Genomic DNA, 18,231 nt, shown 5'->3' with positions numbered 1-18,231 from the left:
CACCGCGCCGACCGCCGCGGCGAGCAGCTCGGCCCCGGTCGGTCGGGCCCCCCGCCGCCGGCCGCCGGTGCGGGGCGACGGGGTGGCGGAACCGGTGGCGGTGCGGGGCGGAGTCACCGTGCGACGGTACCCGTCGGCGCCGACACCGACCGCGCCGATCCGGCGCGTGGCGGCGTCACGGTACGGAATCCCACCGGCCGCGTCCGGTTACTTCCGTGCGGCGACGGACGGGCGGTATCGGTTAGGGTGCGAATCATGCCGAGCGACGTGGTCCGTGTGATCTACCGCAAGTACGACGGCAGCGCCCACCGCGACTACCCGGCCCGCCGGCTGGCGGAGGACGACCTCGGCGTCTGGCTCGGCGTAACGGCCGGTACGAAGTCCGTCTACCACGGCCGGCCCTCGGTCGAGCAGATCCCGTTCGTGCTCCTGGTGCCCCGGCACGCCTGGTGGACCGGCATGTTCAACCCGCCGCCGCGGACCAGCGAGGTCTACTGCGACATCGCCAGCCCGGCCCGCTGGGAGAACGACGACACCGTCCACCTGATCGACCTCGACCTGGACGTGGTGCGCCGCCGGGCCACCGGCGCGGTCGAGTTGCGCGACGAGGACGAGTTCGCCGAGCACCGGGCCCGGTTCGGCTACCCCGACGAGGTGGTGGTCGAGGCCGAGGCGGCGGCCCGGTGGCTCCTCGGCGCGCTCGGCGACGGCACCGAGCCGTTCGCCACCTCGTACCGGAAGTGGTTGGCGCTGGTGGTCTGAGCCGGGGGCGTCACCGGCGCGGCAGCCAGACGTCCTGTGCGCCGAGCGGTGGCACGTCGCGCACCTTTTCCGGGTTGAGCTGGTTGAAGATCCCGGTCACCCGGCCCCGGTCCACCGCGAACGCGCACACCAGCCGCAGCGGCCGGCCGTCGGAGTGCACCGTCTCCAGTTGCAGCCCGAGCACCCCGTCGACGAGCACCGGCCGGGCCCGCAGATCGGCGGCGTACTTGCCGGCCCGGCCGAAGAGGCCGAGGACGAAGCGGCCCACCGGGTCGGCGCCGACCACCGGGCGGCGGGCTGCCGGGAAGTGGCCGCCGCTGTCGCCGATCAGCACCACGTCCGGGGCGAGCACCTGCACCAGCTCGTCCAGCTCGCCGGACTCGGCGGCGGCGACGAAGGCGGCGACCACCCGGCGCTGCTCGGCGGGGTCGGCGGTGTGCCGGGGCGTCTCCGGCGCGTTGACCGCCCGACGGGCCCGCGAGGCCAGCTGCCGGGCGGCGACGTCGGTGGTGCCGAGCACCTCGGCGATCCGGGTGAACGGGACGGCGAAGACGTCGTGCAGGACGAACGCGACCCGTTGTTCCGGCGCGAGCCGTTCCAGCACCACCAGCAGGGCGGTGCCGACCTGGTCGGTGCGGACCGCCCGTTCGGCCGGGTCGGGCGCGAAGCCGTCGGTGCGGGGGCCCTCGTCGAGCGGGGTCACCGCCGGCTCGGGCAGCCACTGGCCGGGGTACGCCTCCCGGCGCACCCGGGCCGAGCGGAGCACGTCCAGGCAGATCCGCGCGCAGGTGGTGGTGAGCCAGGCGCCCAGGTGCCGGATCTCGGCGCGGGCCGCCGGGTCGGCGAGCGCGCCCGCGTACCGCAGCCAGGTCTCCTGCACGGCGTCCTCGGCCTCGCTGCGGCTGCCCAGCATCCGGTACGCGACCGCCAGCAGCCGCCCCCGTTCGGCCTCGAACTCCGTCGCCAGATCCGGCACCACCGTCTCCTCCCTGCCGGCGGCCCCGTCGCGCGCCGACCGCCGCACATTCTCCCGCCGTCAGGACGATCCGGGCACCCCGAACGTGACACATGCGCCGGGTCGCCGGTCGATCGCGCCCCGTCGACGGTCGAGCCCGGCGGGGTCGCTCGGCGAGCGGTCCTGGACAGGGTGGGTGATGATCCGGGGATGAGTGCAGCCGAGGAAGCGGACGTCGTGGACCCGGTCGGCGCGACGATGCGGGAGCTGCTGCGGGTGACGCCCGGCCGGCCGGTCGACCTCGCGTCGATCGATCCCCGGTCGACGCCCGGCCTGCCCGCCGCCGAGGTGACCGGGGAACACCGCAAGGAGTGGGCCCGCGCCCAGGTCGAGCTGGTCGGCGCCGAACTGGGCCGGCAGCAGGAGATGCTCTTCGCCGACGCGAAGGCCCGGCAGGCGGGCGGCCCCGCCGCCGTGGACGGCGGGGCGTCGGGGACCGCCGCGGGGAGCCGGGCCGGCGCGGGTGCCGGGCACCGGCTGCTGATGGTGCTCCAGGCGATGGACTGCGGCGGCAAGGACGGCACGGTCAAGCGGGTCGCCGGTGCCATGAACCCCCTCGGCCTGCACATCCGCTCGTTCGGCCCGCCCACCGACGAGGAGCTGCGGCACGACTTCCTGTGGCGGATCCGGCGGGCGCTGCCGCCGCCGGGGTACGTGGGGGTGTTCAACCGCTCGCACTACGAGGACGTGCTGGTGGCCCGGGTGGAGTCGCTGGTCCCGCAGCCGGTCTGGCAGGCCCGGTACGACGAGATCAACGCGTTCGAGCGGGAGTTGGCCGACGACGGGGTGGCCCTGGTCAAGGTCATGCTGCACATCTCCCACGCCGAGCAGGGCGAGCGGCTGCTGGAGCGGCTGACCGACCCGCGCAAGCACTGGAAGTACAACCCGTCGGACATCGACGCCCGGGCCCGCTGGGACGATTACCAGGCCGCGTACGCCGAGGCGTTGAGGCGGTGCGCCACGGACGCCGCGCCCTGGTACGTGGTGCCGGCCGACCGGAAGTGGTACCGGGACTGGGCGGTGGCCCACCTGCTGCGAGAGACGTTCGACACCCTCCATCTCGGGTATCCGCCTGCCGGTTTCGACGTACGGCACGAACGGGAGCGGCTACTGGGATCCGAGGGAACGACGAAGGTGAACGGCAGGTGAACGACCGGTGAATGCGGCCTGGCCAGGGGGAGGCCGCCGAATTCGTGCTTTCGCCGTTTCCTAGCATTCCCAGGCGGGCACCCACCGGGGCGGCCGCACCCTTCCACCGACACGACGAGGTCCGTGCTGTGAAGTTTTCCTTCCGCCCGAACGAGGGCGCCTTCTACGAGCTCTTCACCAGGGCCGCGCAGAACCTGGTGAAGGGCACCGAACTGCTGAACGAGCTGGCCCTGCCCGGAGTCGAGGTGCAGTCGGTGAGCGAGCGGCTGACCGAGGTCGAGCACGACAGCGACCAGATCACCCACGAGCTGTACAAGAAGATCAACTCGACCTTCATCACCCCGTTCGACCGGGAGGACATCTACCGTCTGGGCTCGCTGCTCGACGACGTGATGGACCACCTGGAGGCGGTGGGCAACCTGCTCTACCTCTACGGCCTGACCAAGCTCCCCTCGCTCCCCCGGGAGATGCACGAGCTGGTCAACGTCCTCGACCTGCAGGCGAAGCTGACCGCCGAGGCGATGCCGCGACTGAGGTCGATGAAGGACCTCGAGGACTACTGGATCGAGTGCAACCGGCTGGAGAACGAGGGCGACCAGGCGTACCGGATGCTGCTGGTCCGCCTCTTCTCCGGCGAGTACGACGCGTTGACCGTACTGAAGATGAAGGAGGTCGCCGACGAGCTGGAGGCCGCCTGCGACGCCTTCGAGCACGTGGCCAACACCGTCGAGACCATCGCGGTCAAGGAGTCCTGATCCTGTGAGCCCCGAACTCATCGCCGTGCTGGCGGTGATCGCGGTGGCGTTGGCGTTCGACTACACCAACGGCTTCCACGACGCCGCCAACGCGATCGCGACCAGCATCTCCACCCGGGCGCTGACACCCCGGGTGGCCCTGGCCATGGCGGCGGTCGGCAACTTCATCGGCGCGCACTTCGGCGCCGAGGTGGCCAAGACCGTCGGCAGCGGCCTGGTGAAACTACCCACCGGCACGGCGAGCCTCGGCATCGTCTTCGCCGGGGTGATCGGCGCGATCGTCTGGAACCTGATCACCTGGTACTTCGGTCTGCCGTCGTCCTCGTCGCACGCGCTGATCGGCGGCCTGGTCGGCTCCACCATCGCCGCCTCCGGCACGGTGCTCTGGACCGGCATCGGGGAGAGCGTCATCATCCCGATGGTGCTGTCGCCGATGGTCGGCTTCCTGCTCGGCTACATCGTGATGATCGCCGTGCAGTGGATCTTCCGGAAGGGGCACCCGGGCCGGCTCAACCGGGGCTTCCGCTGGGCGCAGACGGTGTCCGCCGCGGCCATGTCGGTCGGCCACGGTATGCAGGACGCCGCCAAGACCATCGGCATCGTGGTGCTCGCCCTCTACGTCGGCGGCTACCAGGACAACCCGAAGAGCATCCCGGAGTGGGCGTTCTGGACCTCGGCCGCCGTGCTCGCCGCCGGCACGTACGCCGGTGGCTGGCGGATCATCCGGACCCTGGGTCGCAAGATCATCGACCTGCGGCCGCCGGAGGGTTTCGCGGCCGAGACCGTCGCCAGCTCGGTGCTCTACTTCAACGCGCTGGTCCTCGGTGCCCCGATCTCGACCACCCACACCATCACCTCGGCGATCATGGGTGTCGGCGCCACCAAGCGGCTCTCCGCCGTCCGGTGGGGCGTGGCCGGCAACATCATCGGGGCCTGGATCCTGACCTTCCCGGCCGCCGGCTCCATCGGCGCCCTGATGTACTTCCTGGTCCGTCCCCTGTTCACCTGACCGGCCCGCTAGTCCGGGATCCGCGCGACCTCGTCGGAGCCGCCGCCTCGCGACACGGGAGGCAGCGACATCCGGGAGGTCGCGCGGATCTCCGCGTTGCGGGGTCAGGAGTAGCTCACGCCGATCTGGGCGCGGATCGCGTCCAGCAGGGCCATGACCTCCAGGGTGGCGGAGTGAGGGACCAGGGGGCTCTCCGTCAGGACCGCGGCGAGGCAGCGCTGGACCTCGGCGGCCTCGTACTGGTAGCCCCCGCCGGTCAGGTCGGCCTCGACCGTCTCCGGCTCCGCGCCGGCCCGGTGCAGGGTCACCGAGCCCGGGCGGAAGAACGGCTCGGGCAGGTCGATCCGGCCGGTGGTGCCGGTGATCGAGGCCCCCAGCGGGGTGGCCCCCACCATGCCGCAGCTCAGCGTGGCGAGCGCGCCCGAGTCGTACCCGAGGACGATGCCGGTGTTCTCGTCCACGCCCTCCGGGCTCAGCTTCGCCCAGGACCGGACGTGGTCGGGCACCCCGAGCAGCAGGTGGGCCAGGCTCACCGGATAGACGCCGAGGTCGAGCAGGGCGCCGCCGCCGAGGGTCCGGGCCCGCATCCGGTGCTCCGGCGGGAACGGCCCGGCCGCCCCGAAGTCGGCCCGCACGCCGGTCACCGCGCCGATCGCCCCGTCGGCGACCAGCTCGCAGACCCGCCGGATGAGCGGGTTCGTCCGCATCCACATGGCCTCCATCAGGAAGACCCCGGCCGCGCGGGCGGTCTCGACCAGCTCGGCGCTGGTCGCCAGGTCGAGCGTGAACGGCTTCTCCAGCAGCACCGCCCGGCCGGCCGTCAGGCAGGTCAGGGCCGCCTCGTGGTGCGCGGCGTGCGGGGTGGCGACGTAGACGACGTCCAGGTCGGCGTCCGCGGCCAGTTCCGCCCAGGAGGCGTACGCCCGCGGCACGCCGTGCCGGCGCGCGAACCGCTGCGCGCTCTCGGCGGTCCGGGAGCCGACCGCGACCAGTTCGGCCCCCGGCACCAGCCGGAGGTCTTCGGCGAAGCGGCCGGCGATGTGGCCGGTGGCCAGGATGCCCCAACGAGTCATGGCGGCAACGCTAGCGAAGATCACCGGACCGCAGGGCGGGCGATCCAGCGGTCGGGAACTAGGCTCGCCGCATGACGATCGACGGCCACGGCTTCCCCGCACCGCCGGCGCTGGTGGAGCACGCGCGCCGGTTCCGCGCCGAGGGCGGCGTGCCGGCCGTGCCCCGGGTCGCGGCCACCGTGCTGCTGCTCCGCCCGGCCGGCGACGACTTCGAGGTGTACCTGATCCGCCGGGTCGCCGCGATGACCTTCGGCGGGATGTACGCCTTCCCCGGCGGCGGCGTCGACCCGTCGGACTCGCAGGCGCACCTGGAGTGGGCCGGCCCGACGCCGGCCGGCTGGGGCGAGCGGCTGGGCGTCGCCCCGGACGCCGCCCAGGCCGTCGTCTGCGCCGCCGCGCGGGAGGTCTTCGAGGAGGCCGGCGTGCTGCTCGCCGGCCCGGACGCGGCGACCGTGGTGGGCGACGTCAGCGGCGACGACTGGGAGGCCGCCCGGGTGGCGCTGGAGCAGCGCCGGGGCGGCTTCGCCGACCTGCTCGCCCGGCGCGGGCTGACCCTCCGTTCGGACCTGCTGCTGCCGTGGAGCCGGTGGATCACCCCGGAGTTCGAGCCGCGCCGCTTCGACACGTACTTCTTCGTGGCGTTGCTGCCGGAGGGGCAGCGGACCCGGGACGTCTCCGGCGAGGCCGACCACACCCTGTGGATCCGCCCGGCGGACGCCCGCGCCCGGGCCGAGGCCGGCGAGCTGACCATGCTGCCGCCGACCCTGGTGACCCTCACCCAGGTCGCCGCCGCCAGCGACCTGGCCGGCGTGGCCCGCGCGGCGGCCACCCGCGACGCCGCCACCCCGGTCACCCCCCGCCTCGACCTGCCCGACGACGACGAACCCCGCTTCCTCCTCACCTGAGCCCCTCGGCCCGGCGCCCCTCGAACAGGGAAAGAGTGGCCATTCCGTGGGGAATGACCACTCTTTCCGGGAAAGTGCGGGGCCCGTGGCGCGCGGGTCAGCCGAAGCGGCCGGTGATGTAGTCCTCGGTCTTCTTCACGCTCGGGTTGCTGAAGATCCTCTGGGTGTTGTCGTACTCGATCAGGCGGCCCGGGTCGCCGGTCTTCTCGATCGAGAAGAAGGCGGTCCGGTCCGACACCCGCGCGGCCTGCTGCATGTTGTGGGTGACGATGATGATGGTGAACTTGTCCTTGAGCTGGAACATCAGGTCCTCGATGGCCAGCGTGGAGATCGGGTCGAGCGCCGAGCAGGGCTCGTCCATCAGCACCACCTGCGGCTCGACGGCGATCGTCCGGGCGATGCAGAGGCGCTGCTGCTGACCGCCGGAGAGGCCCGCGCCGGGCTTGGCCAGCCGGTCCTTCACCTCGTCCCAGAGGTTCGCCGAGCGGAGCGCCTTCTCGGCCGCCTCGTCCAGGATCGACTTCTTCCGGATCCCGTTGAGCCGCAGCCCGGCCACCACGTTCTCGAAGATGCTCATGGTGGGGAACGGGTTGGGCCGCTGGAAGACCATGCCGATCATGCGTCGGACCGCGGTGACGTCCACGTCCCGCTGGTAGATGTCCTGGTCGTCGATCGTGAGGCTGCCCTCGACGCGGGCGCCCGGCAGCACCTCGTGCATCCGGTTGATCGACCGCAGGAAGGTGGACTTGCCGCAGCCGGACGGGCCGATCAGGGCGGTCACCGTCTTGGGCTCGACGGTCAGGTTGATGTTCTCGATCGCCTTGAAGTTGCCGTAGTAGGCGGTGACGTTCGAGGCTTCGATGCGCTTGGCCATGGTGGTGGTACCTCCGGGGTTCATCGGCCGAGCCGGTTGCGACGGGCCAGCAGCTTCGCCGCGATCGTCAGGATCAGCACGAGGGCGACCAGGGTGAGAGCCGCGGTCCACGCCCGCGCCGGCGCGTACCTCGACGCGTCACCGGCCTGCTGGTAGACGAAGAGGGCCAGCGACGACTGGTTGTTCTCGAAGGGGTCGAAGTTGATCGCCGCGCCACCGCCGGCGACGAGCAGCACCGGGGCGGTCTCGCCGGCCGCGCGGGCGATGGCGAGCATGACACCGGTGACGATGCCCGGCAGCGCGGTCGGCAGCACGACCCGCAGGATGGTCTTCCACTTCGGCACGCCGAGGGCGTACGCGCCCTCGCGCAGCGGCGCCGGGACGAGACGCAGCATCTCCTCGGTGGAACGGACGACGGTGGGGAGCATCAGCACGCCGAGGGCGAGCGCGGCGGCGAAGCCGGAGAAGCCCGGCCGGCCGTCGTTGAACCACGGCGACACGATCAGCACCCAGAACGCCAGCACGAACAGGCCGGAGACGATCGACGGGATGCCCGTCATCACGTCCACGAAGAACCGGATCGCGAAGGCGAAGCGCCCCCGCCCGTACTCGACGATGTAGATGGCGCAGAGGATGCCCAGCGGGACGGTGATGAGGGTGGCGATGCCGACCTGCTCCAGCGTCCCGATGATCGCGTGGTACGCCCCGCCCTCCGGGTCCCGGGCGCCGATGTTGTTCATCGAGGTGCCGAAGAAGTTGGCGTCGAGCCGCTCGGTTCCCTTGCTGACCAGCGTCCAGACCACCGACGCCAGCGGCAGCACGGCCAGCACGAACGCCGAGTGGATCAGGGCGCTCCAGGTGCGGTTGCGGGCCGACCGGCGCCCCTCGACCGCGTTCGCGGCGGCGAAGAGGCCGGCCAGGTAGAGCAGCGCGCCGATGACCACGACGAGGGCCGGGCCGCCGATGCCGGCGCCGTAGACGATCGCGGCGGCGAGCAGCAGGGCGGCCAGCGCGACGGCGGGCGCGGCGTACTTCGGCAGCCGCCGGGCCAGCAGGGTCGTCGGCTGGACCGGCGGACGGGGGCGGTGGGTGGTGACGGTGCTCATGCGGCCGACTCCGTGAACTCCCGGCGGCGGTAGATGATCGCCCGCGCCGTGATGTTGACGATCAGCGTGATGGCGAAGAGGACCAGACCGGAGGCGATCAGCGCGCCCCGACCGGTCTCGTTCGCCTCGCCGAACGCGTTGGCGATGTTGGCGGCGATGGTGTTGCCGCCGTTCTCGATCAGGTTGACCGAGATGTTGAAGGTGATGCCGAGGGTCAGCGCCAGGGCGATGGTCTCGCCGAGCGCCCGGCCCAGGCCGAGCATCACCGCGGCGATGATGCCGGGGCGTCCGTAGGGCAGCACCGCGGTGCGCAGCATCTCCCAGCGGGTGGCGCCCAGGGCGAGCGCCGCCTCCTCGTTGGCGGTGGGGGTCTGCAGGAACACCTCGCGGGAGAGCGAGGTGATGATCGGCAGCACCATGATCGCCAGTACCAGGGAGCCGAGCAGGATCGACGCCCCGAACGGCCCGTCCCCGCCGAAGATCGGGATCCAGCTGAAGTACGTGTTCAGCCAGGCGGAGAAGTCGGCGACCGGGCCGGAGAAGTAGTCCCGGCCCCAGAGCCCGAAGACCACGCTCGGCACGGCGGCGAGCAGGTCGATCAGGAAGCCGAGGGCGGTGCCCAGCCGGCGCGGCGCGTAGTGCGACAGGTAGAGCGCGATGCCCAGCGCCACCGGCACCGCCAGCAGCAGCGCGATCACGGAGCTGAGCACGGTGCCGAACGCGAGCGCGCCGATGCCGAACTTCGGTTCCGGGTCGTTCGGGAACCAGCCCTCGAAGGTCCAGAAGTTCACCGTGTTGGCGCGCAGGGCCGGGACCGCCTTGGCGATCAGGAAGACCGCGATCGCCGCGATGATGACCAGGACGGCGGTGCCGGCGGCCAGGGTGAGGCCGCGGAAGGCCCGTTCGGCGCCGAACGCCCGGGCCCGCGGCAGCGCGCCGCCGCCGCCCAGCCCGGCTCCGCCCGGGGTACGGGTGCTGACTGGTGCCTCGGCCACACGCGCCGAGGCACCGGCGGGCCCGTCGTGACTCTGGGTCACGCGGGTCCCGCCGGTGCCGGCGTCGGCCGAGCGGGGAGGGGATTCACCCATCTGCTCGCTCGCTTCGAGTTGAGGTGGTGGTGGCGGTCAGGGTCGGCTCAGGAGAGGTTCTTGACCGCGGCCTCGACCTTGGTGCGGACCGTCTCCGGCAGCGGGGCGTAGCCCAGCTCGGTCAGCGCGCTCTGGCCCGCGCTGCTGGCGGTGTAGCCGAGGAAGCTCTTGACCAGCGGGAGCTTGTCGGCGGCGATGCCCTTGGAGCAGGCGATCTCGTAGGTCACCAGGACGATCGGGTAGGCCCCGGCCTCCTTGGTGTTGTAGTCGATCTTCATCTTGAGGTCGTCGCCCTGGCCGGTGATCTCGGCGCCGGCGATGGTCTTGCCGGCGGACTCGGCGGTCAGCTCGGCGAACTCGCCCGCACCGTTACCGATCTTGGCGATGCCCAGGCCAGCGTTCTCGGCGAACGACCACTCCATGTAGCCGATGGTGCCCTGGGCACCCTTGACCCGGCTGGCCACGCCGTCCGAGCCCTTGGCGCCGGTGCCGCCCGGGGCCTTCCACTCCTTGGCCTTGCCGAAGGTCCAGTCGGCCTCCGAGGTCTTGGCGAGGAAGTCGGTGAAGTTGTCGGTGGTGCCGGAGGAGTCCGAGCGGTGCACCGTCTGGATCGTGGTGGCCGGCAGGGTGGCACCCGGGTTGTCGGCCTTGATCGCCGCGTCGTCCCACTTGGTGACCTTGCCGGCGAAGATCTTCGCCAGGGTGGCCGGCTTGAGCTGGAGGTTCTCCACGCCGGTCAGGTTGTAGGCGACGGCCACCGGGCCGATGACCATCGGCAGGTTGATCGCCTTGCCGGTGACGCACTTGGCGTCGGCCTTCGGCTGCTCCTCCTCCTTCAGGGCGGAGTCCGAGCCGGCGAAGTCGGCGGTGCCCGCGATGAAGGCCTGGATGCCGGCACCCGAGCCGGACGGCTCGTAGTTGATCGTGGTGCCCTGGCACTTCTGCTGGTACGCCTTGATCCACTCGGCCATGGCGTTCTTCTGCGCCGACGAACCCTGGGCGTTCAGCGTGCCGGTGGCGCAGTCAACCGCGGCGGACGATCCGGAGGCCGACGGGCTGGCGGCCTCGTTGTTGTCCGAGCCGCATGCACTGAGAGCGAGCGTCGCGGTAAGAGCGAGGCAGGCGAGAGTGCCGTGCCGCTGGAGCTTCACCTGAGGGGTTTCCCTTCACGTCTGACTGGTCGCCCGGAGCCGGGGCCCGGGATGCCGGCGCTGACCGGCTGGTGCAAAAGCTAGGAGCGCCAGGTAGCCGGTTCGCCGGTCGCACGTGAACGGAAGGTGAACAGGTGCGGCCTCCCCGGTGACCGCTCGCCGAGGGCGAGTTGTCCGTTAAGTGAACTCGGGTGCCGCTGTCGGGAAGTATGGGTATTTTTCCGCGTACGCTGTTATCGCGCCGATGCGGGCCCGTTATCGCGCGGTGACCGGCGGCGGACCGGACCCGGCGGCGGACCGGTCAGGCGAGCCGGGCCACCGCCGCGGCCACCCGCTCGCGCAGCACTTCGGGCAGCGGCGGGTGACCGAGACCGGCGATGCCCCGTCGGGACGGGCCCGGCCCGGCGGTCGTCCGCCGCGCGTCCGCCTCAGCCCGACTGGTAGTTGACGTGCGCCGACCAGCGCGCGAAGCCGAGCCGCTCGTAGAGCGCCACCGCGCCGGTGTTCGACTCGTCGACGTAGAGCATCACCCGGTCCAGCCCCCGCCGGTCCCGCAGGTGTGCCAGCCCGGCCGCGGTCAGCGCCTTGCCCAGCCCGCTGCCGTGCGCGGACGGGTCCACGCCGAGCACGTAGACCTCGCCGATCCGGGCCGATCCGGGGCGCTCGTGCACCTTCGTCCAGTGGAAGCCGAGCAGCCGACCGGTGGACTCCTCGGCGGCGAGCAGGAAGCCGGCCGGGTCGAACCACGGTTCGGTGAGGCGGACCCGCAGGTCGGCGGGGGACCAGCGGCCCTGCTCCGGGTGCGCGGCGAAGGCCCGCGCGTTGAGCGCCAGCCAGGCCTCGTCGTCGTCACCCGGCCGGAAGGCCCGCAGCGTCACCCCCTCGGGCAGCCGCGGCTCGGGGATCGGGGCGGTCAGCGGCCGGCGCATCTGCCAGAGCACCCGGGCCCGATGGAAGCCCAGGTCGACGGCGAGCGCGGCCGCCGAGGGGTGGTCGCCGTGCGCCCAGACCCGCAGCGGGCCGCCGGCCGCCGCCAGCACCCCCCGGGCCAGCGCCCGTCCCGTGCCGCGCCGCCGGTACGCCGGATGCACCGCGAGCTCCACCCCGGTTCCGGTCGCCGCGTCGGTGGTGTCCAGGTGGGCGTACCCGGTCAGGGCGCCGTCGTCGGTTCGGGCGGTGAGGTGCACGGCGGGGGCGTCGGCGTCCCGCAGCCGGAGCAGCACGTGCTCGTCGAACGGGTCCGCGCCGTCGGCGTCGCCGGCGGCGCGGGCGAGGATCAGTACGTCGGCGACCTCCGTCGGGCTGAGTCGGTCGGTCCGGGCGACCCGGTCGCTGGTCGGTTCGGCGCTGCTCATGCGGTCACCGTAGTCGCGCCGGTCGGCGGGGCGGCCCGGCCCGCCGACGTCGTCGTGCCGCCGGCCACGCGGCGCCCCGGCTCACGTCGCGCCGTTGGGCAGCGCCTCCACCTGGAACCGGCTGGTCAGGTCCGGCAGGATGCGGTGCAGCGCGTCGACCGTGCCCTGCCGGTCACCGCCGGCGTCGTGCAGCAGCACCACCGAACCGGGTTCGACGCCGGTGACGACCGTCGCGGCGATCCGGCCGGCCCCCGGGGCCCGCCAGTCCGACGGGTCCACGGTCCAGTGCAGCGAGGTCATCCCGAGTTCCTCCGCCACCGTCACCACCCGGGACGTCCAGGCGCCGCCGGGCTGGCGGTACCAGGCGATCGGGGCGGCGGGCACGGCCGCCCGGATCGCCTCGCTGGTGCGCAGCAGGTCGGCCCGGATCGCGTCCGGTGACCGCTTGCCCAGGGCGACGTCGTGGTTCCAGGAGTGGTTGCAGAGGGTGTGCCCGTCGGCCACGATCTCCCGGATCAGGTCGGGGTGGTTGCGGGCGTTCTCGCCGACCACGCAGAAGGTGGCCTTCACCTGGTGCTGCCTGAGCACCGCGAGGACCTGGGGGGTGTACTGCGGGTCGGGTCCGTCGTCGAAGGTCAGGGCGACCTGCTGGGTGCCGGTGGTGTCCTGGGTGTGGAACGGGGGATCCGTCGTGGTCCGGCCGGACGGTGCGGGGTAGCCGTCCTGTCCGGTCTCGGTGGGCCCGGCGCCCCGGTCGCCTCCGGGGTTCTGCGGCGTGGGCTCCGGGGGGTTGTCCGCCGGCGGCTGGTCGGCGTAGTGCGGGCCGTCCGCGCTGGTCGTGACCCTGGAGTCGGAGCGCGGTGGATCCGGGACCAGGGTGCGCCCCAGGGCGTACGCCGACCCGAGCAGGGCGGTCACCACCAGCGTGATCATGCCGACGGCGCGGGCGGCCGGGGCGGCCCGCATCAGTGGCCCCGTCCTTGCCGACCCGTCGTCGCCCTCGTGCTCGATGCGCGCACCGCCGCCCCTTTCTCCGTCAAACCCGGCAGTCAGAATAGAACCGGCGAGTGGCGCAAAAAGGGCATATGGGAGGTAGTCCCCGGATGGGGCGGGGTCAGACGGAGATCGGCGCGTGCTCCGCGTCCGGCAGCGATCGCGAGGGCGGTACGACGAACTTGTAGCCCACCTGGCGGACCGTGCCGATCATCGACTCGTACTCGGAGCCGAGCTTGGCCCGCAGCCGCCGGACGTGCACGTCGACCGTCCGGGTGCCGCCGAAGTAGTCGTAGCCCCAGACCTCGCGCAGCAGCTGGTCGCGGGTGAAGACCCGGCCGGGGTGCTGGGCCAGGAACTTCAGCAGCTCGAACTCCTTGTACGTCAGGTCGAGCGGTCGACCCTTGAGCTTGGCGGCGTAGGTGTCCGGGTCGATGGTCAGCTCGCCGGCCCGGATCGAGCCCCCGGCGCCCGCGGTCGCGTTGCTCAGCCGGCCGACCGTGAGCCGCAGTCGGGCCTCCACCTCGGCGGGACCGGCCGCGGCGAGGATGACGTCGTCGACGCCCCAGTCCGCGTTCAGGGCGATCAGCCCGGCCTCGGTGACCACCGCGACCAGCGGCACCCCGAGCCCGGTGGCGTGCAGCATCCGGCAGGTCGCCCGCGCCTCGCTCAGCTCGGAGCGGGCGTCGACGAGCACCGCGTCCGGGCTGGGGCCGGCGACCAGGGTGCGGACGTCGCGCGGTGCGGTGCGGACCGAGTGCGGCAACAGGTCGAGTGCCGGCAGCACTGCGGATGGTTCGCCTGCGCGTGCGGTCACCAGCAGCAGGATCTCCACGATCACCTCCGTCCCGGCGGCCGTCGGCCGCGCGCGACCAGCGGCACCCCGCACGCGGGTGTGGCGCTGATGAACTTGCGTGGGTCCCGGCGTCGCTGACGGGCGGGTAACGGCTTGAGCGTAACCGATCGCCCTGCCTTCACCTCCGTACCCTTTCCTGTTTGCCCGGCTTGCCCCTGATCGCGCCTCAGGTTTTAACGTTGCCGAAACCGTGACCTCCGCGTCGGCCGGCCGGTCTGGCACGATCGGGGCGTGTTTTCCTCCAGCTCGCCCGAGACCGGCCGCGACCCGTGGCCCGACGGACCCCGCCCCGGGCCCACCGGCCCGTCCCACGGCCAGCCGTCGGGGCCGCGCACCGGCGCGGCCGTGGATGACGACGGCGAACGGCGGGAGCGGAGCGGTCCCCGCCGCGCCCGCCGCTCCGGCGAGCCGGCCCGCCGGCCCGACGACGAGCCGGGCGCCGAGCCGGTCGAGGAGGAGGTGGAGCCGGTCGAGGTCCGCCGCCCGCTCGCGCTGACCGTCGCCGGGTTCGCCGCCCTGCTCGGCGTCGGCCTGGTGCTCGGCGCGCAGACCTCCGGCCCGGGGCACCGGCTGCCCTTCGCGTTCATCATCTTCGGCGTCCAGTTGCTCTTCGTGCTGGCCTGGACGATGGCCATCCGGCCGCCCGCGCTGCTGCTGGTCGCCCTGGTCAGCGTCGCGGGCGCCGTCGCGGCCGACACCGCCGCCGTGCAGACGCAGATCGCCGGTCTCGCGCCGCTGGGGTACGTCGCGGCCGGGGGTTTCCTGCTCGGGGTGCTCGGCCAGCTCGTGCGCCGGGTCGACCGGGTGCGGGTGACCGACTCGCTCGGCAGCACCCTGCTGATCGTGGTCGGCGTCGTCGCCTTCGCCACCCTGATCGTGCTCAGCCGGATCCCGGCGGGCACCCAGGCGATCACCGTCTGCCTCACCGCCAGCGGCGTCGCGCTCACCGTCGCCCGGCTCACCGACGCGGTGGCGCCCTGGCCGCGCCTGGCGCCCCAGGTGCCCCGCGGCGCGGCCGGCGTGGTCGTCGGCGCGATGGTCGGCACGCTGGTCAGCGCGCTCCTCGGCAGCTACCTGGTCACCCCCTTCACGCCCACCAAGGCCGCGATCATCGGGCTGGTCGCGGCGGTCACCGCCGTGCTGGCCGACCTCGCCGTGGGGTACGCCGAGGCGGGCCGGCTGATGGCGGGGGAGCCGCCGACCATGTGGGTCGCCCGGCACATGCAGGGCCCGCTCGGCGGCTTCGCCCTGGCCGCGCCGGCCGCGTACGCGATGTGCAAGCTGGTGCTCTGACCCGGCGATTGAGGGTTTCCCCGTTCGGGTACCACCCCTGGGCCGCTTCGCGGCACCGGCAGCAACGAGGCGCCGCAGTGGCGGCGACCGGAGACAGGAGGCGGCGTGGCGCAGGAGCAGACGTACGAGGAGCGACCCCGGCGACGTGGGCGCAAGGTGCTCATCACCCTCGTCGTCCTGCTCCTGATCCTGGGCGGGCTGCTGGTCGCGGCCGACCGGGTGGCGGCCGGGGTGGCCGAGCGCGCCATCGCCGACCAGGTCTCCCAGGAGGTCAGCAAGCAGGGGGCGCAGTCCTCGTCGCCGGAGGTCGAGGTGGGCGGCTTCCCGTTCCTCACCCAGGTGCTCGACGGCCGGTACGAGCGCATCTCCATCGGGCTGCGCGACGTGCAGGGCTCGGTGCGGGGTGACGCGGTCGCGCTGCCGAAGCTCGACGTGGACGCCCGCAACGTGCGCGCGTCGCTGGACACCATCCGCTCCGGCCAGGGCGACGTGGTCGCCGAGACGGTCAACGGCACCGGCACCATCAGCTACGACAGCCTGGCCAAGCTGCTCGACCGACCCGGGCTGACCCTCGGTGAGCAGGGCGGAAAGCTCGCCGTCACCGCCCCGGTCGACATCCTCGGCCAGCGACTCACCGTCACCGGCACCGCCGACATCACGGTCGGCAAGGAGGGGCAGGTCGCGCTCCGCTTCGACGACCTCAACGCCGAGGGGCTGCCGAACGTGCCACTGGCCCGCACGCTGCTGAACAACTACGCCCGCGGCATCTCGGTCGACGTGCCCCTGCCCGACCTGCCGTTCCAGCTCGCCGTCCGGGAGGTCCGGCCGCTGCCCGAGGGTCTCGCGGTCACCGCCGACGCGAGGAACGTGCCGATCAACTCCGCCGGCTGAGCCGCCGCCGGCCGTCGTACTCCTCGGGCCTGCATTGCCCGAGGAGTACGTCCGCATCGGCAGCGTGGCGAAGTCGCCGGTCACTGCGGTGTCCTCAGTGGTCGGGGCGGGGGACTGGCGCTCGTCCCGGCGATGCCGGTGGCCCGGGGGCTCGTCCCGGATGCTGGTCGGACCGGTGGCGTCCCCGACGACGGCTGGTAGGCTCCCTGCTCATGGGGACGCACCTCACCAAACGGCGCGCGGTCGACCTGTGCCGCGTGGCCACCTGCCTGTGTCGCCCCGTCATCTGACGGCGGGGCTGTCCCCGGCTGCCTGACGCAGCCATCGGCATCCAGGGTCCGCGTACCCTCCCGGTGCTCCCCCACCGAACGCCCGGCAGCGGCGCCGTCGCACGAACCCGTGATCCGTTCCTAGCTATGGGTCCCGCGCGTGGGTGCGACATTCACCTCCATCGATCTCCACGCGTTGGCTCACCATCCATCCTCACCAGGGAGTGATCTGATGAGTCGCGACACCGCACTCGTCTCGGCCGAGTGGGCCGAGAAGAACCTCGACGCCCCGGGCGTCGTCTTCGTCGAGGTCGACGAGGACACCTCGGCCTACGACACCGGCCACATCGCTGGCGCGATCAAGCTCGACTGGAAGACCGACCTCCAGGACCCGGTCCGCCGGGACTTCGTCAACAAGAGCCAGTTCGAGGCGCTGCTCTCCGAGCGGGGGATCAGCAACGACGACACCGTCGTCCTCTACGGCGGCAACAACAACTGGTTCGCCGCGTACGCGTACTGGTACTTCAAGCTCTACGGTCACGGCGACGTCAAGCTGCTCGACGGCGGTCGCAAGAAGTGGGAGCTGGACGCCCGCCCGCTGGTCAAGGACGCGGTCAGCCGCCCCGCGACCCGGTACGTCGCGCAGGAGCCAGACACCTCGATCCGCGCCTTCCGCGACGAGGTGGTCGACGCGATCGGCACCAAGAACCTGGTCGACGTGCGCAGCCCCGACGAGTTCGCCGGCCGGCTGCTGGCCCCCGCCCACCTGCCGCAGGAGCAGGCGCAGCGGGCCGGGCACATCCCCACCGCGATCAGCGTGCCGTGGTCGAAGGCGGCCAACGAGGACGGCACCTTCAAGTCCGACGACGAGCTGCGCAGGATCTACGCCGACGCCGGGCTGGACGACGGCAGGGAGACCATCGCGTACTGCCGCATCGGCGAGCGCTCCTCGCACACCTGGTTCGTGCTCCAGGAGCTGCTCGGCCACCGCAACGTGAAGAACTACGACGGATCCTGGACCGAGTACGGCTCGCTGGTCGGCGTGCCGGTGGCGCTCGGCGACGAGCCCGGGGAGGCCTGAGTCATGACTGCTCCTACCGCTGCGGGTTGCGCCGCTCCCGACCAGGCCGCGCCGCTGCCGGCCAGCCTGGACCTGGAGAAGGAAACCGTCATCACCGGCCTGGTCAGGGCCGAGTCGGGCGAGGCCGTGCCGGGCGCGTACGTCCGGCTGCTCGACTCGACCGGTGAGTTCACCGCCGAGGTGGTCACCTCCCCGGCCGGCCAGTTCCGGTTCTTCGCCGCGCCGGGCGCCTGGACCCTGCGGGCGCTCTCCCGGCACGGCAACGGCGACACCGCCGTGACCGCCGCCCGGGGCATCAACGAGGTCGCCGTGACGGTGGCCTGACCCACGCTCTGACCGGCCCGTGGCCCGCCGCCCCTTTGCCGGGGTGGTGGGCCACGGCCGTCTCCGGCGCGCGGGCCGGGGCGTGACACGATGGCGCGGTGAACGGTGTCGTCCAGACGGGATACGCCCCGCCGACCGGTCCGGGTCAGCCGGCCTCCTCCCGGCGGTGGCTGCGCTGGCTGCTCGCCGCCACGGTGGCGTGGGCGGTGCTGCTGGCGGCGCTCACCTGGGTGTCGGTGCGCGACGACCCGCCCACGGTGCGCGAGCAGCGCACCCTGGCCG

General features: G+C 72.7%; 19 protein-coding genes and 1 pseudogene. 11 read left to right on the top strand and 9 right to left on the bottom strand.

The annotated features are described in order from the left end of the window. Positions 1-255 precede the first annotated feature (255 nt). Positions 256-762, top strand: a complete 507-nt coding sequence (locus tag NCC78_RS13530) for a DUF402 domain-containing protein (RefSeq protein ID WP_250794866.1) — start codon at positions 256-258, stop codon at positions 760-762. A gap of 10 nt (positions 763-772) precedes the next feature. Here NCC78_RS13530 and sigJ read toward each other — a convergent pair whose 3' ends face one another. Further along, complete coding sequence (gene sigJ, locus NCC78_RS13525) at positions 773-1,738, bottom strand: RNA polymerase sigma factor SigJ (protein WP_250794865.1); 966 nt, start codon at positions 1,736-1,738, stop codon at positions 773-775. A gap of 189 nt (positions 1,739-1,927) precedes the next feature. Between sigJ and NCC78_RS13520 the strand changes: the two genes are divergently transcribed. From NCC78_RS13520 to NCC78_RS13510, 3 genes are all read left to right on the top strand, one after another. Next, entirely contained in the window at positions 1,928-2,926 is a 999-nt protein-coding gene (locus tag NCC78_RS13520) for a PPK2 family polyphosphate kinase (RefSeq protein ID WP_250794864.1), read from the top strand. 128 nt (positions 2,927-3,054) lie between these two features. Further along, a complete protein-coding gene (locus tag NCC78_RS13515; protein WP_250794863.1) occupies positions 3,055-3,681 on the top strand; it encodes a DUF47 domain-containing protein in 627 nt (208 codons plus the stop codon). A 4-nt stretch (positions 3,682-3,685) separates the two neighbouring features. Then, complete coding sequence (locus NCC78_RS13510) at positions 3,686-4,690, top strand: inorganic phosphate transporter (protein ID WP_250794862.1); 1,005 nt, start codon at positions 3,686-3,688, stop codon at positions 4,688-4,690. Between the two features lie 104 nt (positions 4,691-4,794). On the opposite strand, the gene NCC78_RS13505 is transcribed toward NCC78_RS13510, so the two are convergent. Further along, the gene (locus NCC78_RS13505) at positions 4,795-5,763 is read right to left on the bottom strand and encodes a Gfo/Idh/MocA family protein (protein WP_250794861.1); all 969 of its coding nucleotides are present in this window, start codon (positions 5,761-5,763) and stop codon (positions 4,795-4,797) included. Between the two features lie 71 nt (positions 5,764-5,834). On the opposite strand from NCC78_RS13505, the gene NCC78_RS13500 reads away from it, so the two are divergent. Further along, positions 5,835-6,668: an NUDIX hydrolase gene (locus NCC78_RS13500; RefSeq protein WP_250794860.1), complete on the top strand. Its 834-nt coding sequence runs from the start codon at positions 5,835-5,837 to the stop codon at positions 6,666-6,668. 97 nt (positions 6,669-6,765) lie between these two features. Here the strand turns inward: NCC78_RS13500 and pstB are convergent, their stop codons facing one another. The 7 genes from pstB to NCC78_RS13465 all read right to left on the bottom strand — a co-directional run bounded on the left by pstB (position 6,766) and on the right by NCC78_RS13465 (position 14,076). Continuing rightward, a complete protein-coding gene (gene pstB, locus NCC78_RS13495) occupies positions 6,766-7,542 on the bottom strand; it encodes a phosphate ABC transporter ATP-binding protein PstB (RefSeq protein WP_250794859.1) in 777 nt (258 codons plus the stop codon). Between the two features lie 20 nt (positions 7,543-7,562). Then, positions 7,563-8,648 (bottom strand): phosphate ABC transporter permease PstA, encoded by a 1,086-nt coding sequence (gene pstA / locus NCC78_RS13490; RefSeq protein ID WP_250794858.1) that lies wholly within the window; start codon positions 8,646-8,648, stop codon positions 7,563-7,565. Further along, entirely contained in the window at positions 8,645-9,736 is a 1,092-nt protein-coding gene (gene pstC / locus NCC78_RS13485; protein ID WP_250794857.1) for a phosphate ABC transporter permease subunit PstC, read from the bottom strand. Before pstC ends, pstA begins: the two co-directional genes overlap by 4 nt. A gap of 47 nt (positions 9,737-9,783) precedes the next feature. Then, the gene (gene pstS / locus NCC78_RS13480) at positions 9,784-10,887 is read right to left on the bottom strand and encodes a phosphate ABC transporter substrate-binding protein PstS (RefSeq protein WP_250794856.1); all 1,104 of its coding nucleotides are present in this window, start codon (positions 10,885-10,887) and stop codon (positions 9,784-9,786) included. Positions 10,888-11,315: 428 nt separating this feature from the next. Beyond that, on the bottom strand, positions 11,316-12,242 hold the full coding sequence (gene mshD / locus NCC78_RS13475; RefSeq protein ID WP_250794855.1) for a mycothiol synthase: 927 nt from the start codon (positions 12,240-12,242) through the stop codon (positions 11,316-11,318). Between the two features lie 81 nt (positions 12,243-12,323). Beyond that, on the bottom strand, positions 12,324-13,208 hold the full coding sequence (locus NCC78_RS13470) for a polysaccharide deacetylase family protein (protein ID WP_250794854.1): 885 nt from the start codon (positions 13,206-13,208) through the stop codon (positions 12,324-12,326). A 148-nt stretch (positions 13,209-13,356) separates the two neighbouring features. Next, the gene (locus tag NCC78_RS13465) at positions 13,357-14,076 is read right to left on the bottom strand and encodes a winged helix-turn-helix transcriptional regulator (RefSeq protein ID WP_250794853.1); all 720 of its coding nucleotides are present in this window, start codon (positions 14,074-14,076) and stop codon (positions 13,357-13,359) included. Between the two features lie 246 nt (positions 14,077-14,322). On the opposite strand from NCC78_RS13465, the gene NCC78_RS13460 reads away from it, so the two are divergent. From NCC78_RS13460 to NCC78_RS13440, 6 genes and pseudogenes are all read left to right on the top strand, one after another. Next, on the top strand, positions 14,323-15,384 hold the full coding sequence (locus NCC78_RS13460) for a hypothetical protein (RefSeq protein WP_250794852.1): 1,062 nt from the start codon (positions 14,323-14,325) through the stop codon (positions 15,382-15,384). 105 nt (positions 15,385-15,489) lie between these two features. Next, entirely contained in the window at positions 15,490-16,275 is a 786-nt protein-coding gene (locus NCC78_RS13455; RefSeq protein WP_250794851.1) for an LmeA family phospholipid-binding protein, read from the top strand. A 212-nt stretch (positions 16,276-16,487) separates the two neighbouring features. Continuing rightward, positions 16,488-16,565, top strand: coding sequence for an Ms5788A family Cys-rich leader peptide (locus tag NCC78_RS32525; RefSeq protein WP_310503780.1), 78 nt, complete (start codon positions 16,488-16,490; stop codon positions 16,563-16,565). A gap of 211 nt (positions 16,566-16,776) precedes the next feature. Then, positions 16,777-17,625 carry a sulfurtransferase gene (locus NCC78_RS13450; protein ID WP_250794850.1) on the top strand — a complete coding sequence of 283 codons (849 nt, stop codon included), beginning with the start codon at positions 16,777-16,779 and terminating at the stop codon, positions 17,623-17,625. Between the two features lie 3 nt (positions 17,626-17,628). Then, positions 17,629-17,949 carry a DUF1416 domain-containing protein gene (locus tag NCC78_RS13445; RefSeq protein ID WP_250794849.1) on the top strand — a complete coding sequence of 107 codons (321 nt, stop codon included), beginning with the start codon at positions 17,629-17,631 and terminating at the stop codon, positions 17,947-17,949. A gap of 98 nt (positions 17,950-18,047) precedes the next feature. Beyond that, positions 18,048-18,231 (top strand): annotated as a pseudogene (locus tag NCC78_RS13440) (hypothetical protein); the annotation flags it as partial.

The organism is Micromonospora phytophila (genome assembly GCF_023656545.1).
GTDB classification, from domain to species: domain Bacteria; phylum Actinomycetota; class Actinomycetes; order Mycobacteriales; family Micromonosporaceae; genus Micromonospora; species Micromonospora phytophila.
Note: the sequence above shows the minus strand (reverse complement) of the source record. Positions and strands in the feature narration are given on the sequence as shown.

Coding starts and splice junctions, on each gene's coding strand:
- NCC78_RS13530 (WP_250794866.1), top strand. CDS start 256: ATGCCGAGCGACGTGGTCCGTGTGATCTACCGCAAGTACGACGGCAGC.
- NCC78_RS13520 (WP_250794864.1), top strand. CDS start 1,928: ATGAGTGCAGCCGAGGAAGCGGACGTCGTGGACCCGGTCGGCGCGACG.
- NCC78_RS13505 (WP_250794861.1), bottom strand. CDS start 5,763: ATGACTCGTTGGGGCATCCTGGCCACCGGCCACATCGCCGGCCGCTTC.
- NCC78_RS13500 (WP_250794860.1), top strand. CDS start 5,835: ATGACGATCGACGGCCACGGCTTCCCCGCACCGCCGGCGCTGGTGGAG.
- pstB (WP_250794859.1), bottom strand. CDS start 7,542: ATGGCCAAGCGCATCGAAGCCTCGAACGTCACCGCCTACTACGGCAAC.
- pstA (WP_250794858.1), bottom strand. CDS start 8,648: ATGAGCACCGTCACCACCCACCGCCCCCGTCCGCCGGTCCAGCCGACG.
- pstC (WP_250794857.1), bottom strand. CDS start 9,736: ATGGGTGAATCCCCTCCCCGCTCGGCCGACGCCGGCACCGGCGGGACC.
- mshD (WP_250794855.1), bottom strand. CDS start 12,242: ATGAGCAGCGCCGAACCGACCAGCGACCGGGTCGCCCGGACCGACCGA.
- NCC78_RS13470 (WP_250794854.1), bottom strand. CDS start 13,208: ATGCGGGCCGCCCCGGCCGCCCGCGCCGTCGGCATGATCACGCTGGTG.
- NCC78_RS32525 (WP_310503780.1), top strand. CDS start 16,488: ATGGGGACGCACCTCACCAAACGGCGCGCGGTCGACCTGTGCCGCGTG.
- NCC78_RS13450 (WP_250794850.1), top strand. CDS start 16,777: ATGAGTCGCGACACCGCACTCGTCTCGGCCGAGTGGGCCGAGAAGAAC.
- NCC78_RS13445 (WP_250794849.1), top strand. CDS start 17,629: ATGACTGCTCCTACCGCTGCGGGTTGCGCCGCTCCCGACCAGGCCGCG.